Annotated in this window: 16 protein-coding genes; 12 read left to right on the top strand and 4 right to left on the bottom strand. The window is 52.6% G+C overall.

Features of this window, described 5'->3' with window-relative positions:
* Window positions 1-294: 294 nt before the first annotated feature.
* The 5 genes from I8J30_RS27640 (at window position 295) to I8J30_RS27620 (ending at window position 5,196) form a co-directional block, all read left to right on the top strand.
* Complete coding sequence (locus I8J30_RS27640) at window positions 295-1,044, top strand: hypothetical protein (protein WP_210663699.1); 750 nt, start codon at window positions 295-297, stop codon at window positions 1,042-1,044.
* A 44-nt stretch (window positions 1,045-1,088) separates the two neighbouring features.
* A complete protein-coding gene (locus I8J30_RS27635) occupies window positions 1,089-4,001 on the top strand; it encodes an S-layer homology domain-containing protein (protein WP_210663697.1) in 2,913 nt (970 codons plus the stop codon).
* Window positions 4,002-4,074: 73 nt separating this feature from the next.
* On the top strand, window positions 4,075-4,299 hold the full coding sequence (locus tag I8J30_RS33815; protein ID WP_210663695.1) for a cytochrome c biogenesis protein CcdA: 225 nt from the start codon (window positions 4,075-4,077) through the stop codon (window positions 4,297-4,299).
* On the top strand, window positions 4,257-4,511 hold the full coding sequence (locus I8J30_RS33810; RefSeq protein WP_210663693.1) for a cytochrome c biogenesis CcdA family protein: 255 nt from the start codon (window positions 4,257-4,259) through the stop codon (window positions 4,509-4,511). The genes I8J30_RS33815 and I8J30_RS33810 overlap by 43 nt, the downstream gene beginning before the upstream one ends.
* Before the next feature lie 139 nt (window positions 4,512-4,650).
* Complete coding sequence (locus I8J30_RS27620; protein ID WP_210663690.1) at window positions 4,651-5,196, top strand: TlpA family protein disulfide reductase; 546 nt, start codon at window positions 4,651-4,653, stop codon at window positions 5,194-5,196.
* 55 nt (window positions 5,197-5,251) lie between these two features.
* Here I8J30_RS27620 and I8J30_RS27615 read toward each other — a convergent pair whose 3' ends face one another.
* Window positions 5,252-6,619 carry a dicarboxylate/amino acid:cation symporter gene (locus I8J30_RS27615; RefSeq protein ID WP_210663688.1) on the bottom strand — a complete coding sequence of 456 codons (1,368 nt, stop codon included), beginning with the start codon at window positions 6,617-6,619 and terminating at the stop codon, window positions 5,252-5,254.
* Between the two features lie 258 nt (window positions 6,620-6,877).
* Between I8J30_RS27615 and I8J30_RS27610 the strand changes: the two genes are divergently transcribed.
* From I8J30_RS27610 to I8J30_RS27580, 7 genes are all read left to right on the top strand, one after another.
* Entirely contained in the window at window positions 6,878-7,567 is a 690-nt protein-coding gene (locus tag I8J30_RS27610) for a class I SAM-dependent methyltransferase (RefSeq protein WP_210663686.1), read from the top strand.
* 144 nt (window positions 7,568-7,711) lie between these two features.
* Window positions 7,712-7,972: a hypothetical protein gene (locus tag I8J30_RS27605; RefSeq protein ID WP_091225435.1), complete on the top strand. Its 261-nt coding sequence runs from the start codon at window positions 7,712-7,714 to the stop codon at window positions 7,970-7,972.
* Window positions 7,973-8,112: 140 nt separating this feature from the next.
* A complete protein-coding gene (locus tag I8J30_RS27600) occupies window positions 8,113-9,216 on the top strand; it encodes an N-acetylmuramoyl-L-alanine amidase family protein (protein WP_210663684.1) in 1,104 nt (367 codons plus the stop codon).
* 264 nt (window positions 9,217-9,480) lie between these two features.
* Window positions 9,481-10,008: a hypothetical protein gene (locus I8J30_RS27595; protein ID WP_210663682.1), complete on the top strand. Its 528-nt coding sequence runs from the start codon at window positions 9,481-9,483 to the stop codon at window positions 10,006-10,008.
* 15 nt (window positions 10,009-10,023) lie between these two features.
* Window positions 10,024-10,620 carry an eCIS core domain-containing protein gene (locus tag I8J30_RS33345; protein WP_210663680.1) on the top strand — a complete coding sequence of 199 codons (597 nt, stop codon included), beginning with the start codon at window positions 10,024-10,026 and terminating at the stop codon, window positions 10,618-10,620.
* Window positions 10,621-10,691: 71 nt separating this feature from the next.
* Window positions 10,692-12,101, top strand: a complete 1,410-nt coding sequence (locus tag I8J30_RS27585; RefSeq protein ID WP_210663678.1) for a glycoside hydrolase family 71/99 protein — start codon at window positions 10,692-10,694, stop codon at window positions 12,099-12,101.
* Between the two features lie 180 nt (window positions 12,102-12,281).
* The gene (locus tag I8J30_RS27580) at window positions 12,282-14,399 is read left to right on the top strand and encodes an acyltransferase family protein (protein ID WP_210663675.1); all 2,118 of its coding nucleotides are present in this window, start codon (window positions 12,282-12,284) and stop codon (window positions 14,397-14,399) included.
* 62 nt (window positions 14,400-14,461) lie between these two features.
* Here I8J30_RS27580 and I8J30_RS27575 read toward each other — a convergent pair whose 3' ends face one another.
* From I8J30_RS27575 to I8J30_RS27565, 3 genes are read right to left on the bottom strand one after another with little or no spacing between them, the layout of a single operon-like run.
* Window positions 14,462-15,331, bottom strand: a complete 870-nt coding sequence (locus tag I8J30_RS27575; protein ID WP_210663672.1) for an ABC transporter ATP-binding protein — start codon at window positions 15,329-15,331, stop codon at window positions 14,462-14,464.
* A gap of 14 nt (window positions 15,332-15,345) precedes the next feature.
* The gene (locus I8J30_RS27570; RefSeq protein WP_210663670.1) at window positions 15,346-16,389 is read right to left on the bottom strand and encodes a FecCD family ABC transporter permease; all 1,044 of its coding nucleotides are present in this window, start codon (window positions 16,387-16,389) and stop codon (window positions 15,346-15,348) included.
* A 1-nt stretch (window position 16,390) separates the two neighbouring features.
* Window positions 16,391-17,395, bottom strand: coding sequence for a FecCD family ABC transporter permease (locus tag I8J30_RS27565; protein ID WP_210663668.1), 1,005 nt, complete (start codon window positions 17,393-17,395; stop codon window positions 16,391-16,393).
* Window positions 17,396-17,426 lie beyond the last annotated feature (31 nt).

Here is a 17,426-nt window from a genome sequence, read left to right as displayed (position 1 = left end):
GACAAAAACGATAGGAAAAGTCTTGACTTTGGATTCTATTGCCAATAAGATAGAAACAAGTAAAGCAAACGACAGCATTTCATTTGTCGGATGACATAGGATGATCAGTCTACTGGACCACCAGAGATTCAATGTGAGCGTGATTGTACACGCCATCGTTGGGTCTTCTTTTTTTATCCGGAATTCATCATTAAGGGGGAGGAACGACGAAGTAAGCTGTCGTTCTTTACAGGCACGACAAATTAGAATCCCATTACACGATGCTCAGAGAGCGAAGAAGGAGATGTTCTTTCCATGAAAAAACCAAACGTATCCAAACTTACTTATTCCTTAGTGATCGCAAGCGCTGTGTTCCTGGCGTTGACTTATACCGCAGTATTCGCCAATAAAGATTCGCAAGAAAGCACTAATCCTACTACGCCTGCCGTTGAACAAGCTGCAGCACCGGCATCTGCCCCTGCCGAAACGAAAGAAACTGCTCCTGCGGCAGTAGTAACAACGGAAGTACAACAACCGGAGTCAACGGTCGCACCTGCTGAAGAAACGCCGGCAGCTGAACCAGCTGTTGAAACGGCTGCCGCTCCAGCGCCTGCCGAAGAAACACAAACCGCAGCTGTGGAAAATAAGGATGCTTCAGCGAAACAAGCCAAAACAGAGCCGGCTGCTTCCACTAAAGCTGCAGCAGTGAAACAAGTGAAAGCTCCGGCAACAAGCACGAAAGCTGCTTCCCCGGTAACAACCAGCTCTGCTGCGCCTAAAACAGCTGCAGCATCCGTGAAACAAGAAGCACCGGCAGCAGCAGTTGTATCCGCACCGGTAGTTGAAGAGCAACCAAGCACGCCGGCTCCTGCAGCAGCACCTGTTGACAAAGGACCGAAGAAAGTAGGCTCCCTGGTGGCTAAGAAAGAAACTCAGCAACCAGCAGCTTCGACATCGTCTTCTTCATCGTCGTCGTCATCAAGCTCCAACTCTGCGTCTTCGGATTCCTCGAACTCTTCGGGCGGAGAAAACAGTGGTGCGGTGGAAGAAGAGGTTTGCCCATAACCGCAGCTCTATACACTCATCCCACTAATTAGGAGCGTAACCATATGCGAAAACATCAACCAATTGTCAGACTAGGGGCATTACTACTAGCCATCTTCCTAACGATTCCGTTCTTCCAAGCTTCGACCGCTGCCGCGGATCCGGCAACTCCAAGCCCAAGTCCAAGTGCCATCAGCCATTATGATTATTTTAGCGACGTATACCCGAATTTGAAGGATGCCAACCATGTGTTCAGAACGGCTACGTATGAGGATATCGCTCACCTATTCGAGAGTGAAGGAACATTCGCGGTACTGTTCGGCGGCGCATCCGTTGCCAGCACACAGGCGAATATCGGCTTCATTAATCAGGTTGCCAAAGAATACAACATCTCGACGATCTACAACTTTGACACCAAGCTTGACGGTGTCAGCCTGGATCTGGCAGACAGCACCAACCAGTTTGCCGGCGTGTACACCGATCTGGTGAACAAATATTTGACGGCGAAGGATGCAAGCGGCACGGCGGTGGGAACAAGTCCGGCAGCGGACGTGAAGGACCAAACGCTCCTCTTCATCTACGACAAGGACAATAAAGACGGCGCGAACAGCCAGCCAATCGTGGCTTCGCTGAAGAGCAGCAACACCTCGGCTGATTTCCTGACAGACGGCGTTGAGGATGCGGCGAAGGTAACGGCGTATAAGGATCAAGTCAAAGCGGTCTTTGGCGCAGCGCAATCCTTCGACACGATCAATCCGAACGATTTTATCGAATTGGCCTTCAATAAGAACGTGAAATTCAATTCGACGAATGGCCGGGATATCTTCGACGGTACGGACGGTAACGTCGTACTGGAGCATGTGACGTACCATGAGCTTACGAAGTTGCTTGCTTCGCAAGGCAACTACGCGATTCTCTTCGGCGGATCGTGGTGCCCGAATACGCAAGCGGCGATTAAGTTTATCAATGAATACGCGAAGAAATACAACGTCGATAAAGTGTACATGTGGGACCCTAGGCTGGATGCGGGCGTTGATGTGACGCAGACGGATTCGCCTACGTTCGACTCCCACGATATCGATCGTCTGATGGTTCGCGACACGAAACACCCGTATGCCAATCTGTACGTGGACCTGGTGAAAACGTACCTGACTAACATTAAAACGCAATACGTGAAAGGAACTACGGATGTTCGTTACACCGATGCGAATAACAATGAAATCATTGTGAATAAACTGCAAGTTCCTTACTTGTACGTTTACAACAAGGACAACAAGGATGCAGCCGGCAACAGCGCTCCGATCCTTGGACATGTCGAGCTGATGTACTCGTGGACGAATATCCAGCCGGATTACGTATCGAATGGCGTATTGCCAAACACGGTCTACAAGGCTGCGCTCGACAAACTGTTCTCGAGACTGGAAGCTGTACCGACAGGTCTTACGGGGGTAGCACCAACTTCGTCAGGCGCAAGTGACGGTCGCATTACAGGCACGAAAGCGGGCTTGGAATACAAGCTGGCCGGAGCTGCAAGCTACACGGCTGTAACGGGCGATTCCATTACAGGCTTGGCGGCAGGTACTTACAATGTCCGTTTTGCGGCGAAACCGGGCTACAATGGTCCTGTCAGCCAGCGCGTGAACAATGTTTCGACGCTGATTGCTCCAACTGAAGTGCTGTACAATCCGGGAGCATCCGTGGATGTTGTCGTTCCAGGAGATCAAATCATTAGTCCACCAACGCCGCCTTACGGAGTAGTCACGCCTCCTACTGTGGAGGTAACGAATACAACTTCAGGTAATACAGCTACTTCAAGCTTTACCGTGCCTTCCAAAACCGATGCGGCTACAGGTACAACATCAGCTGTCGTCACGAAGGAAGTTGTTACGGCTCTTGTAGCTGATGCAAAGAAAGCAGAAACGGCCGGAAAATCAGCGGTTGTCGAGTTTAAGGTAGAAGCAAGCGCAGCTACCGAAACCGGCCAGCTAAGCATTCCGCGCAGTGCTTTCAACGAAGTTGCGGACGGCACTGGGGCGCAGGTTAAAGTGAACTACACCACAGTCGGATCGATTGCGTTCGACACGAAAGCAGTAGAGAACATTCGTGCAGTCTCCGGTGACGGCGATATCACGATTGAAATTGCTAAGCGCGAGCTTACCGAAGAAGGCAAGCAAGTATTGGGCGACCGACCTGTATATGAGCTTACCGTGAAAGCGGGAGACCAAACGGTTTCCACTTTTGGCGGAGGCAGCGTCAAAGTCAGCGTGCCTTATACGCTGAAAGCGGACGAAGATCCAAATGCAGTCGTGGTCTACTATTTGACCGATGACGGTTACTTGGAAACGGTAAACGGCGTGTTCAACGCTGCAACCGGAACGGTAGATTTCGTGACGACTCACTTCTCGCAATATATCGTGGGCTACAACAAGGTTACGTTCTCCGATGTTGCACCGGCTTATTGGTACAGCAAAGCGGTAACCTTCCTGGCGGCAAGAGATATTGCTGCGGGTACGGACGATACTCACTTCAGCCCGCTCGCGAACGTAACGCGCGGCCAGTTCCTGGTGCTGTTATTGAAAGCATACGGCATCGTGCCGAACGAAACCGAAGCGGCTAATTTTGCGGACGCAGGCAATACCTATTACACGAATTATCTGGGCGCAGCGAAACGTCTTGGCATCACGAACGGCCTTGGCGACAACCTGTTCGTACCGGATAAAGCCATTACCCGCCAGGATCTGTTTACACTTCTGTATCGCTCGCTTGATGCGCTCGGCAAGCTTCCTGAGGCCAAATCAGGCGTAAGCGTAAGCAGCTTCACCGACGCTGATCACATTGCAGCCTATGCACAAGAGGCAGCTGAAACGCTTGTAGAAAGCGGAATCGTATCCGGCAATAACGGCAAGCTAAGCCCGCAAGGGGTTACGACAAGAGCTGAGGTCGCTCAGGTATTGTATAACTTGCTTTCGAGCAAATAAAAGTTTCGTTCAAAATGGGCATCCAATCGGCTGCCCATTTTGTTCATTTAAAGGAAGAGTAGGAGGAGAAAGCATGGATATCATCGTTGCCTTCTCAGCAGGACTGCTTTCTTTTCTGCCTCCGTGTGTGCTGCCGCTTATTCCGATCTACCTCAGTCATCTTGTCGGGACATCGGTCGCTGAACATCAATCCCATCAAGCAAGCATGAAATTGCTTCTGAAAGCGGGGTTCTTGCCGGATTCACGGCGGTTTTTATGCTGCTTGGGATTTCAGTCAGCTCTGTCAGCAAGCTGCTGACGATGAATTTGGAGGCGGTGAAGCAAATCGGCGGCGTGCTGATTATCCTCTTAGGGCTGCATACGACAGGTCTCTTGAAGATAAAAGCCTTGTATGCCGAGAAACGGCTGCTGTCGTTTGGCAAAGTAGGGGAGAAGACGGCCTTCGGGTCGCTTTTGCTGGGGATGGCTTTCGCGGCAGGCTGGACGCCGTGTGTCGGACCTACATTCTAATTTATGCAGGCAGCATGGACACGATCGGGAAAGGCGTATGGCTGCTGGCAGCTTATGCAATGGGACTGGCTCTCCCTCTAATCCTGGCAGCGCTGAGCGGAGGCGAAGGCCTGTTCGATCTATAGAAGGAGCTTGAAGAATGAAGAGAAGCGTACTGTTATGGGGGACGCTGCTTGTTGTCATGATGATTGCGGCTGCCGTGTATGTCACCGGTCATTACAGTCTAAGCGATGCGGAAGCCGGCGTTGCACCCCCCACCGCCAAGGCAACTGAGGATCGGGCCAGCGAGTTTACATTAGAGGATTTGAACGGGAATCATGTTTCCCTGCGGGAGCTGCGAGGACATAACGTCTACATCAACTTCTGGGCAAGCTGGTGCAAATACTGCAAGAAGGAAATGCCGGATATGAAGAAAATCTATGAGCGATATCAGGAAAAAGATCTTATTATTCTGACGGTCAATGTCGGCGAGAATCGAGAGAAGGCCGCTGCGTACCTGCAGGACAACGGCTATCCGTTCCGCGCTGTCCTCGATCCCGATAAGAAGATCGCGATGAAGTACGGCATTACGTCCATTCCGGTATCTGTTTTCGTTGATCGTAAGGGTAATATTGTGCAAAAACGAGTCGGTGCGATGAAGGAAGCGGAGATGAGGGCTATTCTGGATCCGATGATTAATTCGTAACAAAAAGCCCTCCTGCGTCCAAAAGAATTGGACGGGAGGGCAATTTTACTACTTATTAAATCGCAGCTTGCAAGGAAATCTCGTCGTCCTTGTCATTGTTGAAGGCTTCGCGGTCGAACTCGCCTTCCGAATTCGCAACGAGCAAGGAAGTAACGGTTGTTCCTGTTGCGTTAACCGTTGTGCGGCCCATATCGATCAGTGCCTCAACGCCGGCAACAATGGCAATCCCTTCGAGCGGAAGACCCAGAGCGGTCAATACGACGGTTGTCGAGATAACGGCAGGTCCCGGAACGCCGGCAACGCCGATCGAAGAAACAATGCTGACAAGCACAAGCACGATATAATCCGTAAACGATAGATCAATGCTGTACACCTGGGCGGTGAAGACGACGACAATGGCCGGCCAGATGCCGCCGCATGCGTTGAAGTTAACAGAAGCACCAAGCGGTGCGACAAAGCTAGCTATACGCGGCGATACATGCAGACGCTTCGTAATGACATCCAAATTAACGGGAAGCGTTGCGTAGCTGCTGCGGGTTGTAAACGCGACGGCGATTGTCGGATAGATTTTGCGGAAGAACCGGATTGGATTGACTTTGGCCACGAAGAAGACCAGTCCGCCGAATACGAGAACGAAGTGTACGATCAGGGCTACATAGGAGGTGATGATTACACTTCCGAGCTCCTGCAGCGTCTCCCAGCCATAGTGGGATGTAACGCCGGCAATCAGAGCGAATACACCGTAAGGCGTCAGACGGATGATGAACTTCACGACTTGATGAAGCACTTGAGCGAGTGACTGGATCAGATCACGGACGGGCTTCACCGTTTCCGCATTTCTGGATCCAAGCTTGATAATCGCTACGGCAAGGAAGATGGCAAAGATAAGTACGGGTACTACTTTGCCGTTAGCCGCTTCATTAATCGGATTGGATGGAACAAGGTCAAGGATAACTTGGGAGAAGGTCGGAATTTCGCGAGCTTCAAAATCCGCCGGAGCCGCTTGTTGAATGCCGCTGCCCGGATTGAACGCAAGTGCGATCAGAAGGCCGATAATGGAGCCGACTCCGGTCGTTCCCAGGAACCAAGCGAAGGTTTTAAGACCGATTTTGCGCAAATACTCCAGGTTGGTTAAGGAAGAAATGCTGTTCAGTACAAGGATGAAGACCAGCGGTACAACGAGCATACGAATTAAGCTTATGTACATGCTGCCGAACGTTGTAATGCCTTTGGTATCATAGTCCAAATTCTGAAAGAGAATGCCGACGAGAAGTCCGATGCCCAGACCGATCAGAACCCGAGCGCCGAAGTTCACCCGCTTACGTGCAAGAAAGAATAATACCCAAAATACAAAGACGGAAGTAACAAAGCTGTACCAGTTCGTTTCAATGGCTGACAAAAAGTTGTTGTCTATATGTCCCATCGCTTAATCCCCCTAATCCAAGTTGTTTTGTCGGAAATATAGTTTCACTCTACTCGCGAAGGGGATTATTGTCAATAGGGAAGAAAGAACGAGCGGATAAATATCAGCGCTTGTGATTTCTTCCAGGGAAGAAAGAACGGAGCGGATAAATAGCTGCGATTTGAGTATAGGCGAAAGTGATGGAGCTCATAGATTCTAAATATTTCACGGATTCGCTTCCCTGCATTATGATGAAGGCAATCCCTGGAGGTGTTCGGAATGGAGAAACATCAGCATGTTCGCCGTACATTCGATGATACGGCAGCCGTGTACGATCAGCAGCGGCGAAAATTAATACCTTGCTTTGACGACTTCTATGGTGTTGCCTCGGCGCTCGCTGAGGTGGAGACGGAGACGCCTTCGATATTGGATTTGGGTGCGGGAACGGGGCTGCTATCTTCCTTTCTCTTGGCGCGTTATCCGAAAGCGAAGCTTACGCTCATCGATCTGTCCGATAAAATGCTCGCCGTCGCGAAGCTGAGGCTTGAGGAAATGGAATCGTCCGGTGTTACGTACCTCTGCGAAGACTACACGGCCTATGTTCCGGGAGAGGCGTTCGATATCATCGTTTCCGGGCTGTCGATCCACCATCTGTCCGATGCGGATAAGCTCACTTTGTATCGCAACAGCTTCGCGAATCTTAAGCCCGGCGGCGTGTTTATCAATGCGGATCAAGTGTTGGGACATACGCCTTTCGTAGATACGCTCTATAAAGAGGATTGGAGAGGGAAGGTAGAAGCAAGCGGATTGTCAGAGCCGGAAATCGCAGCCGCTTACGAGCGGACTAAGCTTGATCGGATGACGGATTTGCCAACCCAGCTTGGCTGGTTGAAAGATGCCGGGTTCTCTGATGTGGACTGCGTATACAAGTATTATAATTTTGCAGTGATGTACGGAAGAAAGCTATAATGGTCAGCTGAGCGGGTCCGGTGAGTAAAGCGCGCATGATGCGCCTTGCTTGCCGGACTTTACATTTTACCCGGCCATAAGCTATTGTGCTTATTTTACGGGTATAATGAAAACAACACCAAGATGTAGAAGGAGGACGATAGGATGAGTCAAATGCTGAACAAGCTATGCGTGAAAACGTTCAATAATACGAATGTCATTACCGAAATCGGCGTCGTGAAGAAGGTGAACAGCCGCACGATTCACGTGGATTGGGGCAAGAAGGTATGGGTATACCAGAATCGCGAGTTTCGGTGGGTGCCGGTGACGGAAGAAGAATTCCTTCAGAAGTATGGCAAGAATAAGTTTTCCCCTGAGGCACTTGTCAGAGCGGAAGAGCTCGGTCTGAATATCCAGAAGGGATAGGGACATAGGTATAGAATTTGGAATCGACTTTCTTCGACAACCTTCGCAATACCTAATTTTTTTGTAAAATAGGATGCCGTAATCGGCAAACTGCTGATATAATAAGAGTCTACCTTTTTTATCCACTGGAAGGAGACTCTATGCGTAGATATATCAGCCTAGTAATAATGGTTACGCTTCTGGTCGGCAGTCTTGGCATTTCCATGGTTTCCGCCACATCGGCATTCCCTTATCAAGCTAAAGTGAACAGCAGCGCGCTCAATGTACGCAGCGAACCGTCTCTGCAAGCATCTGTCGTAGGCAAGCTGAATAAAGGCGATATCGTTTCGGTTACGGATGAAGACAGCGACGGCTGGGTTCAGATTAAACACAACAAGTTGACCGGTTGGGCAGCCGGATATCTGCTCGGCAAGCTGGATGGCTCCGGTCAGGAATCCAGCCCGGCAGCTAATGAGCCGCCTACGAGCGGTACGGTAAGTACAAGCCCGGGTTCTACGGCGACAGTGCTTGCGGATTCGCTTCGGATTCGCTCCGGCCCGGGTGTGGGCTATAAGGTAGTCGGCTCCTTGTCGCAAGGCGAGCAGATTACGATTACGGGCAGTCAGAGCGAATGGATCAAGATTCGTACGGCAGGCCGTACAACGGGCTGGGTGGCCAAGGCATACGTCGGCAAAGGCGCTGTCCCGCCGAAGCATTCCGGCAAGGGACTCAGAGGCAAGGTCATCGTCGTTGACGCCGGGCATGGCGGTAATGATCCGGGCATGATCGGAACAACGTACGAAACCAAGGAGAAAGACCTGACGCTTAGCACAGCGGGTTATCTCAAGCAGGAACTGCAAAGCTTAGGAGCTACGGTCATCATGACGCGGACGACGGATAAGAAGCCCGAGCTCTCGGAGCGTGTACGGATAAGCGAAAGAGCGGACGCGGATGCGTTCGTCAGCATTCATTATAATTCCTCGGAGAAACAAACGTCCGGCATCCTTACTTTCTTCTATTCCGAGAAGAAAGACAGACCGCTGGCGCAAGCCATTGAGGACGAATTGACTGAAGTCGGCGGGCTGCGCAGCCATGGTCTATCCTTCGGCGATCTGTATGTACTGCGGGAGAATGACACGGTCGCGACGTTGGTCGAACTCGGATTTCTGTCGAACCGCAAGGATGAATCGATTGTTCGCGGATCCGCTTATCAGAAGAAGGCGGCTGCGGCTATCGCAAGAGGATTGGCGAATTATTTCGGATAAGTAGAGTTGCTTAGCAGCAGCAATGAGAAGGAGACTGCCCCTTGTGAGGGCGGTCTCCTTTTGCTTTTGGGGGAGGAATAGAAGTTTCCTTGAGGGGCTGAAGAGCGGCTTAAAAAGAATTGATGGATTTGGCAAACCGGTAGTGTTAAATGCGGCGGAAATCCTTTAAAATAACGATGACACCCCAGATTTAAACCCTATTTATTCCATGCGAAGAAAAGGGGAATCGCCATGCTGACCGTACTGCGACGAATGCAGTCTAGGATGAGTATTTGGCAAGTTATCACAGGGTTGTTCATCGTATTGTTGATTATCGAAGCGGTCGTGCTGCCTTACGGTTCATCAAAGCTGAATGTTTATTCCGGCAGTGCAGGCATTCTGGATTTGCGTCTCTCTTATTCCGTAGACAAGGCGTATGCCATTATTGGGGCATACAGCGACGCTGGAAGAACCTTTTACGTCACCTTTACACTCACAGCGGACTTTATCTATCCCATTGTATATAGTTCATTCTTCGCGCTGCTGACGACCGTTATTTATCGGCGTGCGTTCGCACCCCAGTCATGGGCGCATCAACTACCTCTTCTAATTTACATCACGCTTCTTCTGGATTACTTAGAAAATGCATGCATCGTGACGATGCTGACCCAATACCCGGATCAAATCACGTTCATCGCAAAGGCGAGCAGTCTCTTTACTACCCTCAAATGGATGATGGCGGCGATCAGCGTTCTCCTGCTGCTGCTAGGCGTAGTGATATTGATCGTCAAACGGTTGCGCAAAACCCATTAGAAAAGAGGAGTCCCCGTGTCGCACGAGCATCAGTCCCCGTCTGCCAAGTTCAAACGTCCTACCGCTTATCAAGCTGAAGCTCGGAGCACCGCAGGTTTAGCCTCAACGTCAGCCCAAGCCCCGGCATCCGGCAGTGAACACATGCTCTCTCCCCGGCAGGTGCTGCAGCTGCAGAAAGCTGCAGGCAATCGAGCGGTTGTGCAGATGATGCATAACAGCCGCTCGTCTGCCGTTCAGCGCAGCGCAGAGGGAGATGACGAACAGCGGCAGCAAGGGAAGCTTCCTGCAAGCGTGCAGCAGAAGATGGAAGCTGCCCTTCAAACGAATATGTCGGATGTGCGCGTTCATGAGAACTCCTCTTCTGCAAGGGAAGTAGGCGCGCTTGCCTACACACAGGGCAGCGACGTTCATTTTGCGCCGGGTCAATTTCAACCGGACACCCAAGAAGGGCAAGAGCTGATCGGCCATGAGCTGCAGCATGTCGTTCAGCAGCGTAAAGGGCGAATCGAGCCGACCCTGTCGGTGGCCGGTATGCCCGTGAACGATGACCCTGCGCTTGAGCAGGAAGCTGACGACATGGGCAAGAAAGCCGCTTCGCAGAAGGTTGATTAATCGGAACGGAAACCCGCTCTCCTCCCACATGGGAGAAGGGCATTTTTTCTATCAAGAGAGGGGATGGGAAGATGAGTATGCGGGATGGACAAGCTTTTCTGGCAGGAGCAATTAGGTGGGATGCTTGGTTTCCGACGAATGCATCTTATGCGGGATTCGTAGATTCATCGCTGTATACCGCTTTCAGCAGCAGGGAACCTATCGATGGCTGGTTCGATTCAGAGGTGCCGGATCACGCGGAGCGGGTTGACCGCCAAATTCAAGCTGCCGCTGACGGTCTGCTCGATTTCTGGGCTTTCGTCTGGTATCCCGACGACGATCCTCATGAAGGGATTAGACGTTTGAACAATCCATTGAAGGATTACATGGCTTCATCCAAACATGATCTCCTGCAGTTTGCGCTCATCTTGCAGACCGGTTGGGTAAGCGGCGCTGCCCAAGAGGAGCGGCGGGGTTGGCGGAGACGCAATGTACCTGAGTTTGTCGAGCTGATGAAGGACAAGCAGTATGTGCTTGTAGACGGCAACCGGCCGCTGCTGTTCTGGATGGACACGGCCTTCCTCGATGATGCGGAGCGCGGATTCGGCAGCCGCTGGGCCGAAGAGCTGGCCTACTTGGCGGAAGCTTGTGCCGAGGCCGGTCTGGGAGCGCCATACTTGGTGGATATGCGTAACGATTACGCGTCTGCCGCGCGGTTTGGTTTCGACGGCGTTTCCGATTACGGTCCTGCTTCGCACAGCGGCGAGGGGCATTATGCTTTTGGGGAGCTGGCTCGCCATGATCGTAACAAACGCGATATCGAGAAGGGACTTAAGGTGATCCCCGGCGTCAGCGCGGTTATCGATCCGAGTCCGCGCCATAATGAGGCTTGGACGGCTGCGGTTGGGGCCAGTTATTACGGGTACTCGTTTGAATATCCGACGTATACGGAATGGTTCGAGCATCTTAGCGAAATGCGCGGCTGGCTGCTCCATCATGCGCAGCATACGAGCTCGCCGCCGGTGATGGCGATCTATGCATGGAATGAGCTGGATGAAGGCGGTCCCGGCATTATGCCGACGAAGCAGGAAGGCACGATGTTTCTGGATGCGCTCCGCGCCGTGAAGACAGGTATTCATCCGGAACGTATCGAGAATCGGATCAATGATTCGAATCCCGGCATCACGTATGAAGGGAACTGGCAGCGGGAGCGGGGAGTTGCGGGCAGTTATAACGATGACTATACGTGGAGCGACACGGCAGGCGATAGTTTTAGCTTCTCCTTCCATGGCACCTGGGTGAAGCTCTGCGGAGAGCGCCATATGGCCGGGGGGAAGGCATCGGTAGCGATCGATGGTACTGAGGCGGGTACCGCTGATCGGGCAGTGGAACAGAACGGCGTTTGGTTTGAGACGGAAGGCTTGGCACCGGGTTCTCATACGGTACGTGTAACGTTGACTGACGGAGGTAAACTTGCGCTGGATGTGATTCGGTTCGGCTAAGGCGGGATATTGAACCAAGTTAAAGGATGGAGCGAGTCAGTTCCATTTGAAACCGAAATGTAACTCTTCTGTAACGCAAAACCGGCCATCTCGTTTTATAATCAAACATGCAGCCTAGAGACAGGTTAGTCAGTCAGCAAGTAGGGGGAAACGGTCCCCTGCCGGAAGGAGAAGGTTAATATGCCAAAACCATTAGGAAACAGCGGTCGCTACATGCCCGGAATCGATGGTTTGCGTGCAATTGCCGTAGTTGCGGTAATCGCTTATCATCTGAATCTATCGTGGGTACCGGGCGGATTGCTTGGCGTAGGCATTTTCTTCGTCCTCTCCGGCTACTTGATTACCGATATTTTGTTAAAACAACAGAGTCAAACAAGGCGGCTGAAGCTCGGCGATTTCTGGATTCGCCGGGCGAGAAGGCTGCTGCCGGCCATGTTTATCATGCTCCTGCTCGTAGCGGCTTGGCTGCTATATATAGACCCTGCAAGACTCGCCTCTTTAAAAGGGGAGATCGGCTCAGCGCTGCTTTATACGAGTAACTGGCGATTGATTTTCCATCAGGTCTCGTATTTCGAGTCGTTTGGGCCGCCTTCGCCGTTTGGCCATTTGTGGTCGCTCGCCGTCGAGGAGCAGTTCTATCTCGTATGGCCGGTGCTGCTGATGCTGCTCGTGCGTTTGGTCCCGCAGCGGGGGAAGCTGGCGCTTGTCATCTTGGCAGGGGCGGCGGCATCGGCGGGGCTGATGGCTGCGCTCTATGTGCCGGGGCTTGATCCGAGCCGGGTCTATTACGGTACAGATACAAGGGCGTTTGCGTTGTTGATCGGTGCCGCTTTGGCCGTGATTTGGCCAAGCTGGAAGCTGTCCGACCATGCCGGAAGCAAAACGAAAATGGTGCTGGATATCGCCGGCTTCAGCGGACTGGCCGTCGTGCTGGCGATGATCGCGACGGTTGGCGAATACGATCAGCTGCTGTATCGCGGAGGCATGGTGGTAGTGGCTGTTGCCACTGCGGCCGTGGTCGCTTCATTGGCACATCCATCAAGCAGGTTTGGCCGCATTATCGGCTGCAAGCCGCTGCGCTGGATAGGCGTGCGCTCCTACGGCATTTATCTCTATCATTATCCCATTATTGCTTCGACTACTCCTGCGGCACAGGCAGATGAGTTTCATGCGACGCGAGCCTTGCTTCAGGTGGCGGCAGCCATTGCAACGGCGGAGCTCTCTTGGCGCTTTGTCGAGGAGCCGATCCGGCGAGGTGCGTTTGGCAGAATTCGCAGCAAGCTATCGCAGCTAGTGGCGAGGCAACGGCAGCCGCTTCGCGCAAGTCGAATCGTGATGGTCATGTCGCTCTGCACGCTGATGGCTGTCAGCGTATCATGCTCGACACAATTGTACGCGATAGATGGTGGTTTATCGGTGGGAGTTCCCATTTTGAAGCCGGGCATCTCGAATGAAAGGCCGGGTGAAGATCAAGCCGGACAGGCTGTATCGGAAGGGCACAAGGAATCCGAAGATCGTCCGGTTGTGACGAACCCGGGGGATACGAAGCCGGAGGATACGACTCCAGGCGATACTAAGCCAGGGGACGGGAGTGCAAGTGAACCGGGCGATGGTGATGCGGATTCAGGCCATTCAATAGATACTAAACCGGCTGATCAAGGGACAAGCCCTGATCAGCCGACTACAAGTAAGTCCGGTTATAAGGGTTCGGCGGAGGAAAAACCGGGCAAGGGTGCGAGTGTTCCCGACAGCGCGAAAGACAGCGGGGCAACCACGACGACAACGCCTCCACCTGCAAAATTACCCAAGCCACCGATTACACCGCCTGCGGCAGGCAGCGTTACGGTGATCGGCGACTCGATCCTTCTGGATGCAAAACCCTATCTGGAAGAGCTTGTGAAAGGAATAGTCGTGGACGGGAAAATCGGACGCCAGATGTCTGAGGCTGATGAGGCGGTCTTGGAGCTGAAGGCAAACAACCAGTTGGGCCAAACCGTCGTCATCGAACTTGGCACGAACGGCTCATTTACGGAGAAGCAGTTAAACACGCTGCTAACGGCCATTGGCAGTGAACACAAAGTCATTCTCGTCAATACGCGCGTTCCCCGCAAGTGGCAGGATGTCGTCAACGGCATGCTGGCAGAGAAGGTCGCGAAGACGCCGGGACTCTCGCTCATTGACTGGTATTCGGCAAGCAAAGGCCAAGACGATTTCTTCGGCAACGACGGCGTTCATCTGAGGAAGAACGGCGCGCAGTTTTTCGCACAATTGCTTGTAGACGCATTGGCCAAATCATAAACAAGAAGCCCCCGCGGTTTTGTGTAAACAAACACAGAACCGCGGGGGCTTCTTTTGCCAGGTTAGCGAGTCGCCAGAAGCGCCTCAACTCCGCTTTCATTCGCCGCAATCACATGTGCTGCAACCTGTTCCTGATCGCCGAGAAGCTTCCGCCCCTTACCGTATGGAATACACAGCGGTGTCCCGAATATAGGATCCTGCACGACTTGGCATTCCATGTTAAAGACCTCATGGATAAACGAGGCATCCACGATTTGCTCCGGCTTCCCTTGCGCCAAGATGCGTCCTTCCTTAACCGCTACAATATGATGCGCGTACCGGCAAGCAAGATTGATATCATGGAGCACCATCACGATGGTGCGGTTTTCTTGCGCATTCAGATCAAATAGGAGATCCAATATTTCGATTTGATGCGTCATATCCAGATAGGTGGTCGGCTCATCGAGCAAGATCGTTTGCGTGTTCTGCGCTAACGTCATGGCAATCCAAGCACGCTGGCGTTGTCCGCCTGAGAGGGAGTCTACCGTACGTCCGGACAGTTCCTCCATATGTGTCGCTTGCAGCGCTTTCTTCACCATTTTCTCGTCCTCTGCGGACCACTGCTGAAGGAAGCTCTGATACGGGTAGCGTCCTTGCTTCACAAGCTGCTGCACCGTCAGTCCTTCCGGAGCTGTCGGGCCTTGCGGAAGAATGGCCAGACGCTTTGCTACTTCTTTGCTGGACAGCTTGGCGATGTCGGAGCCATCCAGCACGATAGAGCCCTCCTGCGGCTTCATTAACCGAGCAAGCGAGCGCAGCAGGGTGGATTTGCCGCAGCCGTTGCTCCCGATAAACACGGTGATTTGCCCTTTAGGAATCTCCAGCTCCAGATTTGCGAAGATCGGTTTCTTTCCATACGATAACGTGAGGTTATTAGCTGCAATAACGGACACAAGATTCACTCCTTCTACGAGTTGCGATGGCGGTACAGCAAGAAGATAAAGAACGGCGCTCCGATTGCGGCTGTAAATACGCCTGCCGGGATATCGAGCGGAATAAATGCGACTCTGGCGACCAAATCAGACAGCAGCAGGACTAGCGAGCCGATCAGGGCAGACACCGGGATGACGCCGCCATACGAGGGACCCACAAGCTTCCGCGCAATATGCGGAGCCATGAGTCCGATGAAATTGATGGCGCCGCCGATGGCGACCGCTGTGCCTGCGAGCGCGACGCTGATCATGAGCAGGATCGTTCTTTTGGCATTGACGGAACTGCCCACGCCTGTAGCGACTTCATCGCCGAGCTCTTGTACGTTCAGATGCCGGGCATAGATGAGCGCGATGGGCATTAATACGACCATCCAAGGCAGCAGCGTCATCACATCACGTTTCCAGGATACGCCGTAGATGCTTCCTGTCATAAAAGTGAAGGCTTTCACCGCAACTGCAGTAGGTGTAAACGATGCGGTTAGAATGAGCATGTAGGTGGCCGCCGTTAACGCGGTTGCCATGCCGATCCCGATCAGTACGAGCCGAAGCGGGGTAATGCCGCGCCGATAGGCAAAGAGATAGATCAGGAATGCGGCGGCAAAAGCGCCTGCAATCGAGCTGAGCGGCATGAAGCGTATGCTGACATGCGAGAAATAAATGATAAAGAACACGGTGCCGAGCGAGGCACCTCCGGAAATGCCGATGACGTCCGGAGAAGTCAGCGGATTACGCACGACACCTTGCAGCAGAGCACCGGATACAGCCAGCATCGAGCCCACCATAATGGCAATGACTACACGCGGCATTCGCAGCGAGAAAATAATCATGGAGTCCGCAGGATCGCCGATACCGAGCAGCGAGCGAATGACTGCGATCGGACTTACGAACGTGCTGCCGAGACCTACGCAGACGATAACGCCAACCAAGTTGGCAGCGATTAAGAGCAGAATAACCGATAAGGTTCTGCGTTCGATTAGAAACGAGAGCCGATTGTTTCGCATGGTCAGCGATTTGCTCATCTTAACGCTCCCCCCTTCTGGCGATATACACGAAGAACGGAACACCAATGATTGCGGTCATGATGCCGACGGGCACTTCCCCGGGATACGCGATAAAACGTGAACCCACATCAGCGACAAGCAGCAATATAGCACCTAGGAAGGCGCAGTAAGGGAGAACCCAGCGAAAATCAATGCCTACCACGTAACGCGTAATATGCGGAATAATGATGCCCACGAATGCAATCGGTCCGGCAATGGAAACCGATCCGCCGGCCAGCAGGACAATAATGACGGCGGCTGCGAGCTTCACGTAGACCGTCGTTTGCCCAAGTCCCGTAGCGACATCGTCCCCCAATACGAGCAAATTCATAGGACGGGAGAGGGCCAAGGTGCCCAGAAGCGCAATTCCCATATATGGGGCTGCGGTCGTAAAGATGTGCATGTCTCGTCCGGCTACAGAACCTACGAACCAGTACAAGACTTGATCGAAGGTCTGTCCTCCGGTAAGCAGCACGCCCATGGAAAGGGAAGAGAAGAACGCCGTCATCGCCGCTCCGGCGAGCGTCACCTTCAGCGGCGTGAGTCCATCGCTGCCGATTGAACCCAGAATATAGACAAGCAATGCCGTGAAGGCTGCGCCAACGAATGCCAGCGTCGCGAACGTTCCCAGACTGGTTGCCCCGAAGAATGCGGAGCTTACGACAATGAAGAAAGCCGCCCCGGCGTTGATGCCAAAGAGGCTTGGCGAAGCAAGCGGGTTGCGCGTGATGCCCTGCATCAATGCGCCTGCAACCGCCAGACTTGCACCGGCGAATGCCGCGATTAAAGCTCTGGGCATCCTTGCCGTTTGGATGATGAGGTGCTCTTGCGAACCATTATAGGCGGTGTAAGATTCCATGATGGTAGGTAGGCTTATATTGGAAGTTCCAAAAATAATGCTGCCTGACATCCCGAGGAAGAGAAGGACGAAACAGGCGATTAGACCCAGTACCTTCTGAAAGCGTGTTGTAAGTAAGGTGTTCATAATTGCCCCATTCCCAGCGCGAGAGATTATG

It is taken from the genome of Paenibacillus lignilyticus (genome assembly GCF_017942085.1).
GTDB lineage: Bacteria > Bacillota > Bacilli > Paenibacillales > Paenibacillaceae > Paenibacillus_Z > Paenibacillus_Z lignilyticus.
The sequence above is the reverse complement of the archived record's forward strand: the minus strand, read 5'-3'. Positions and strand labels throughout refer to the sequence as shown.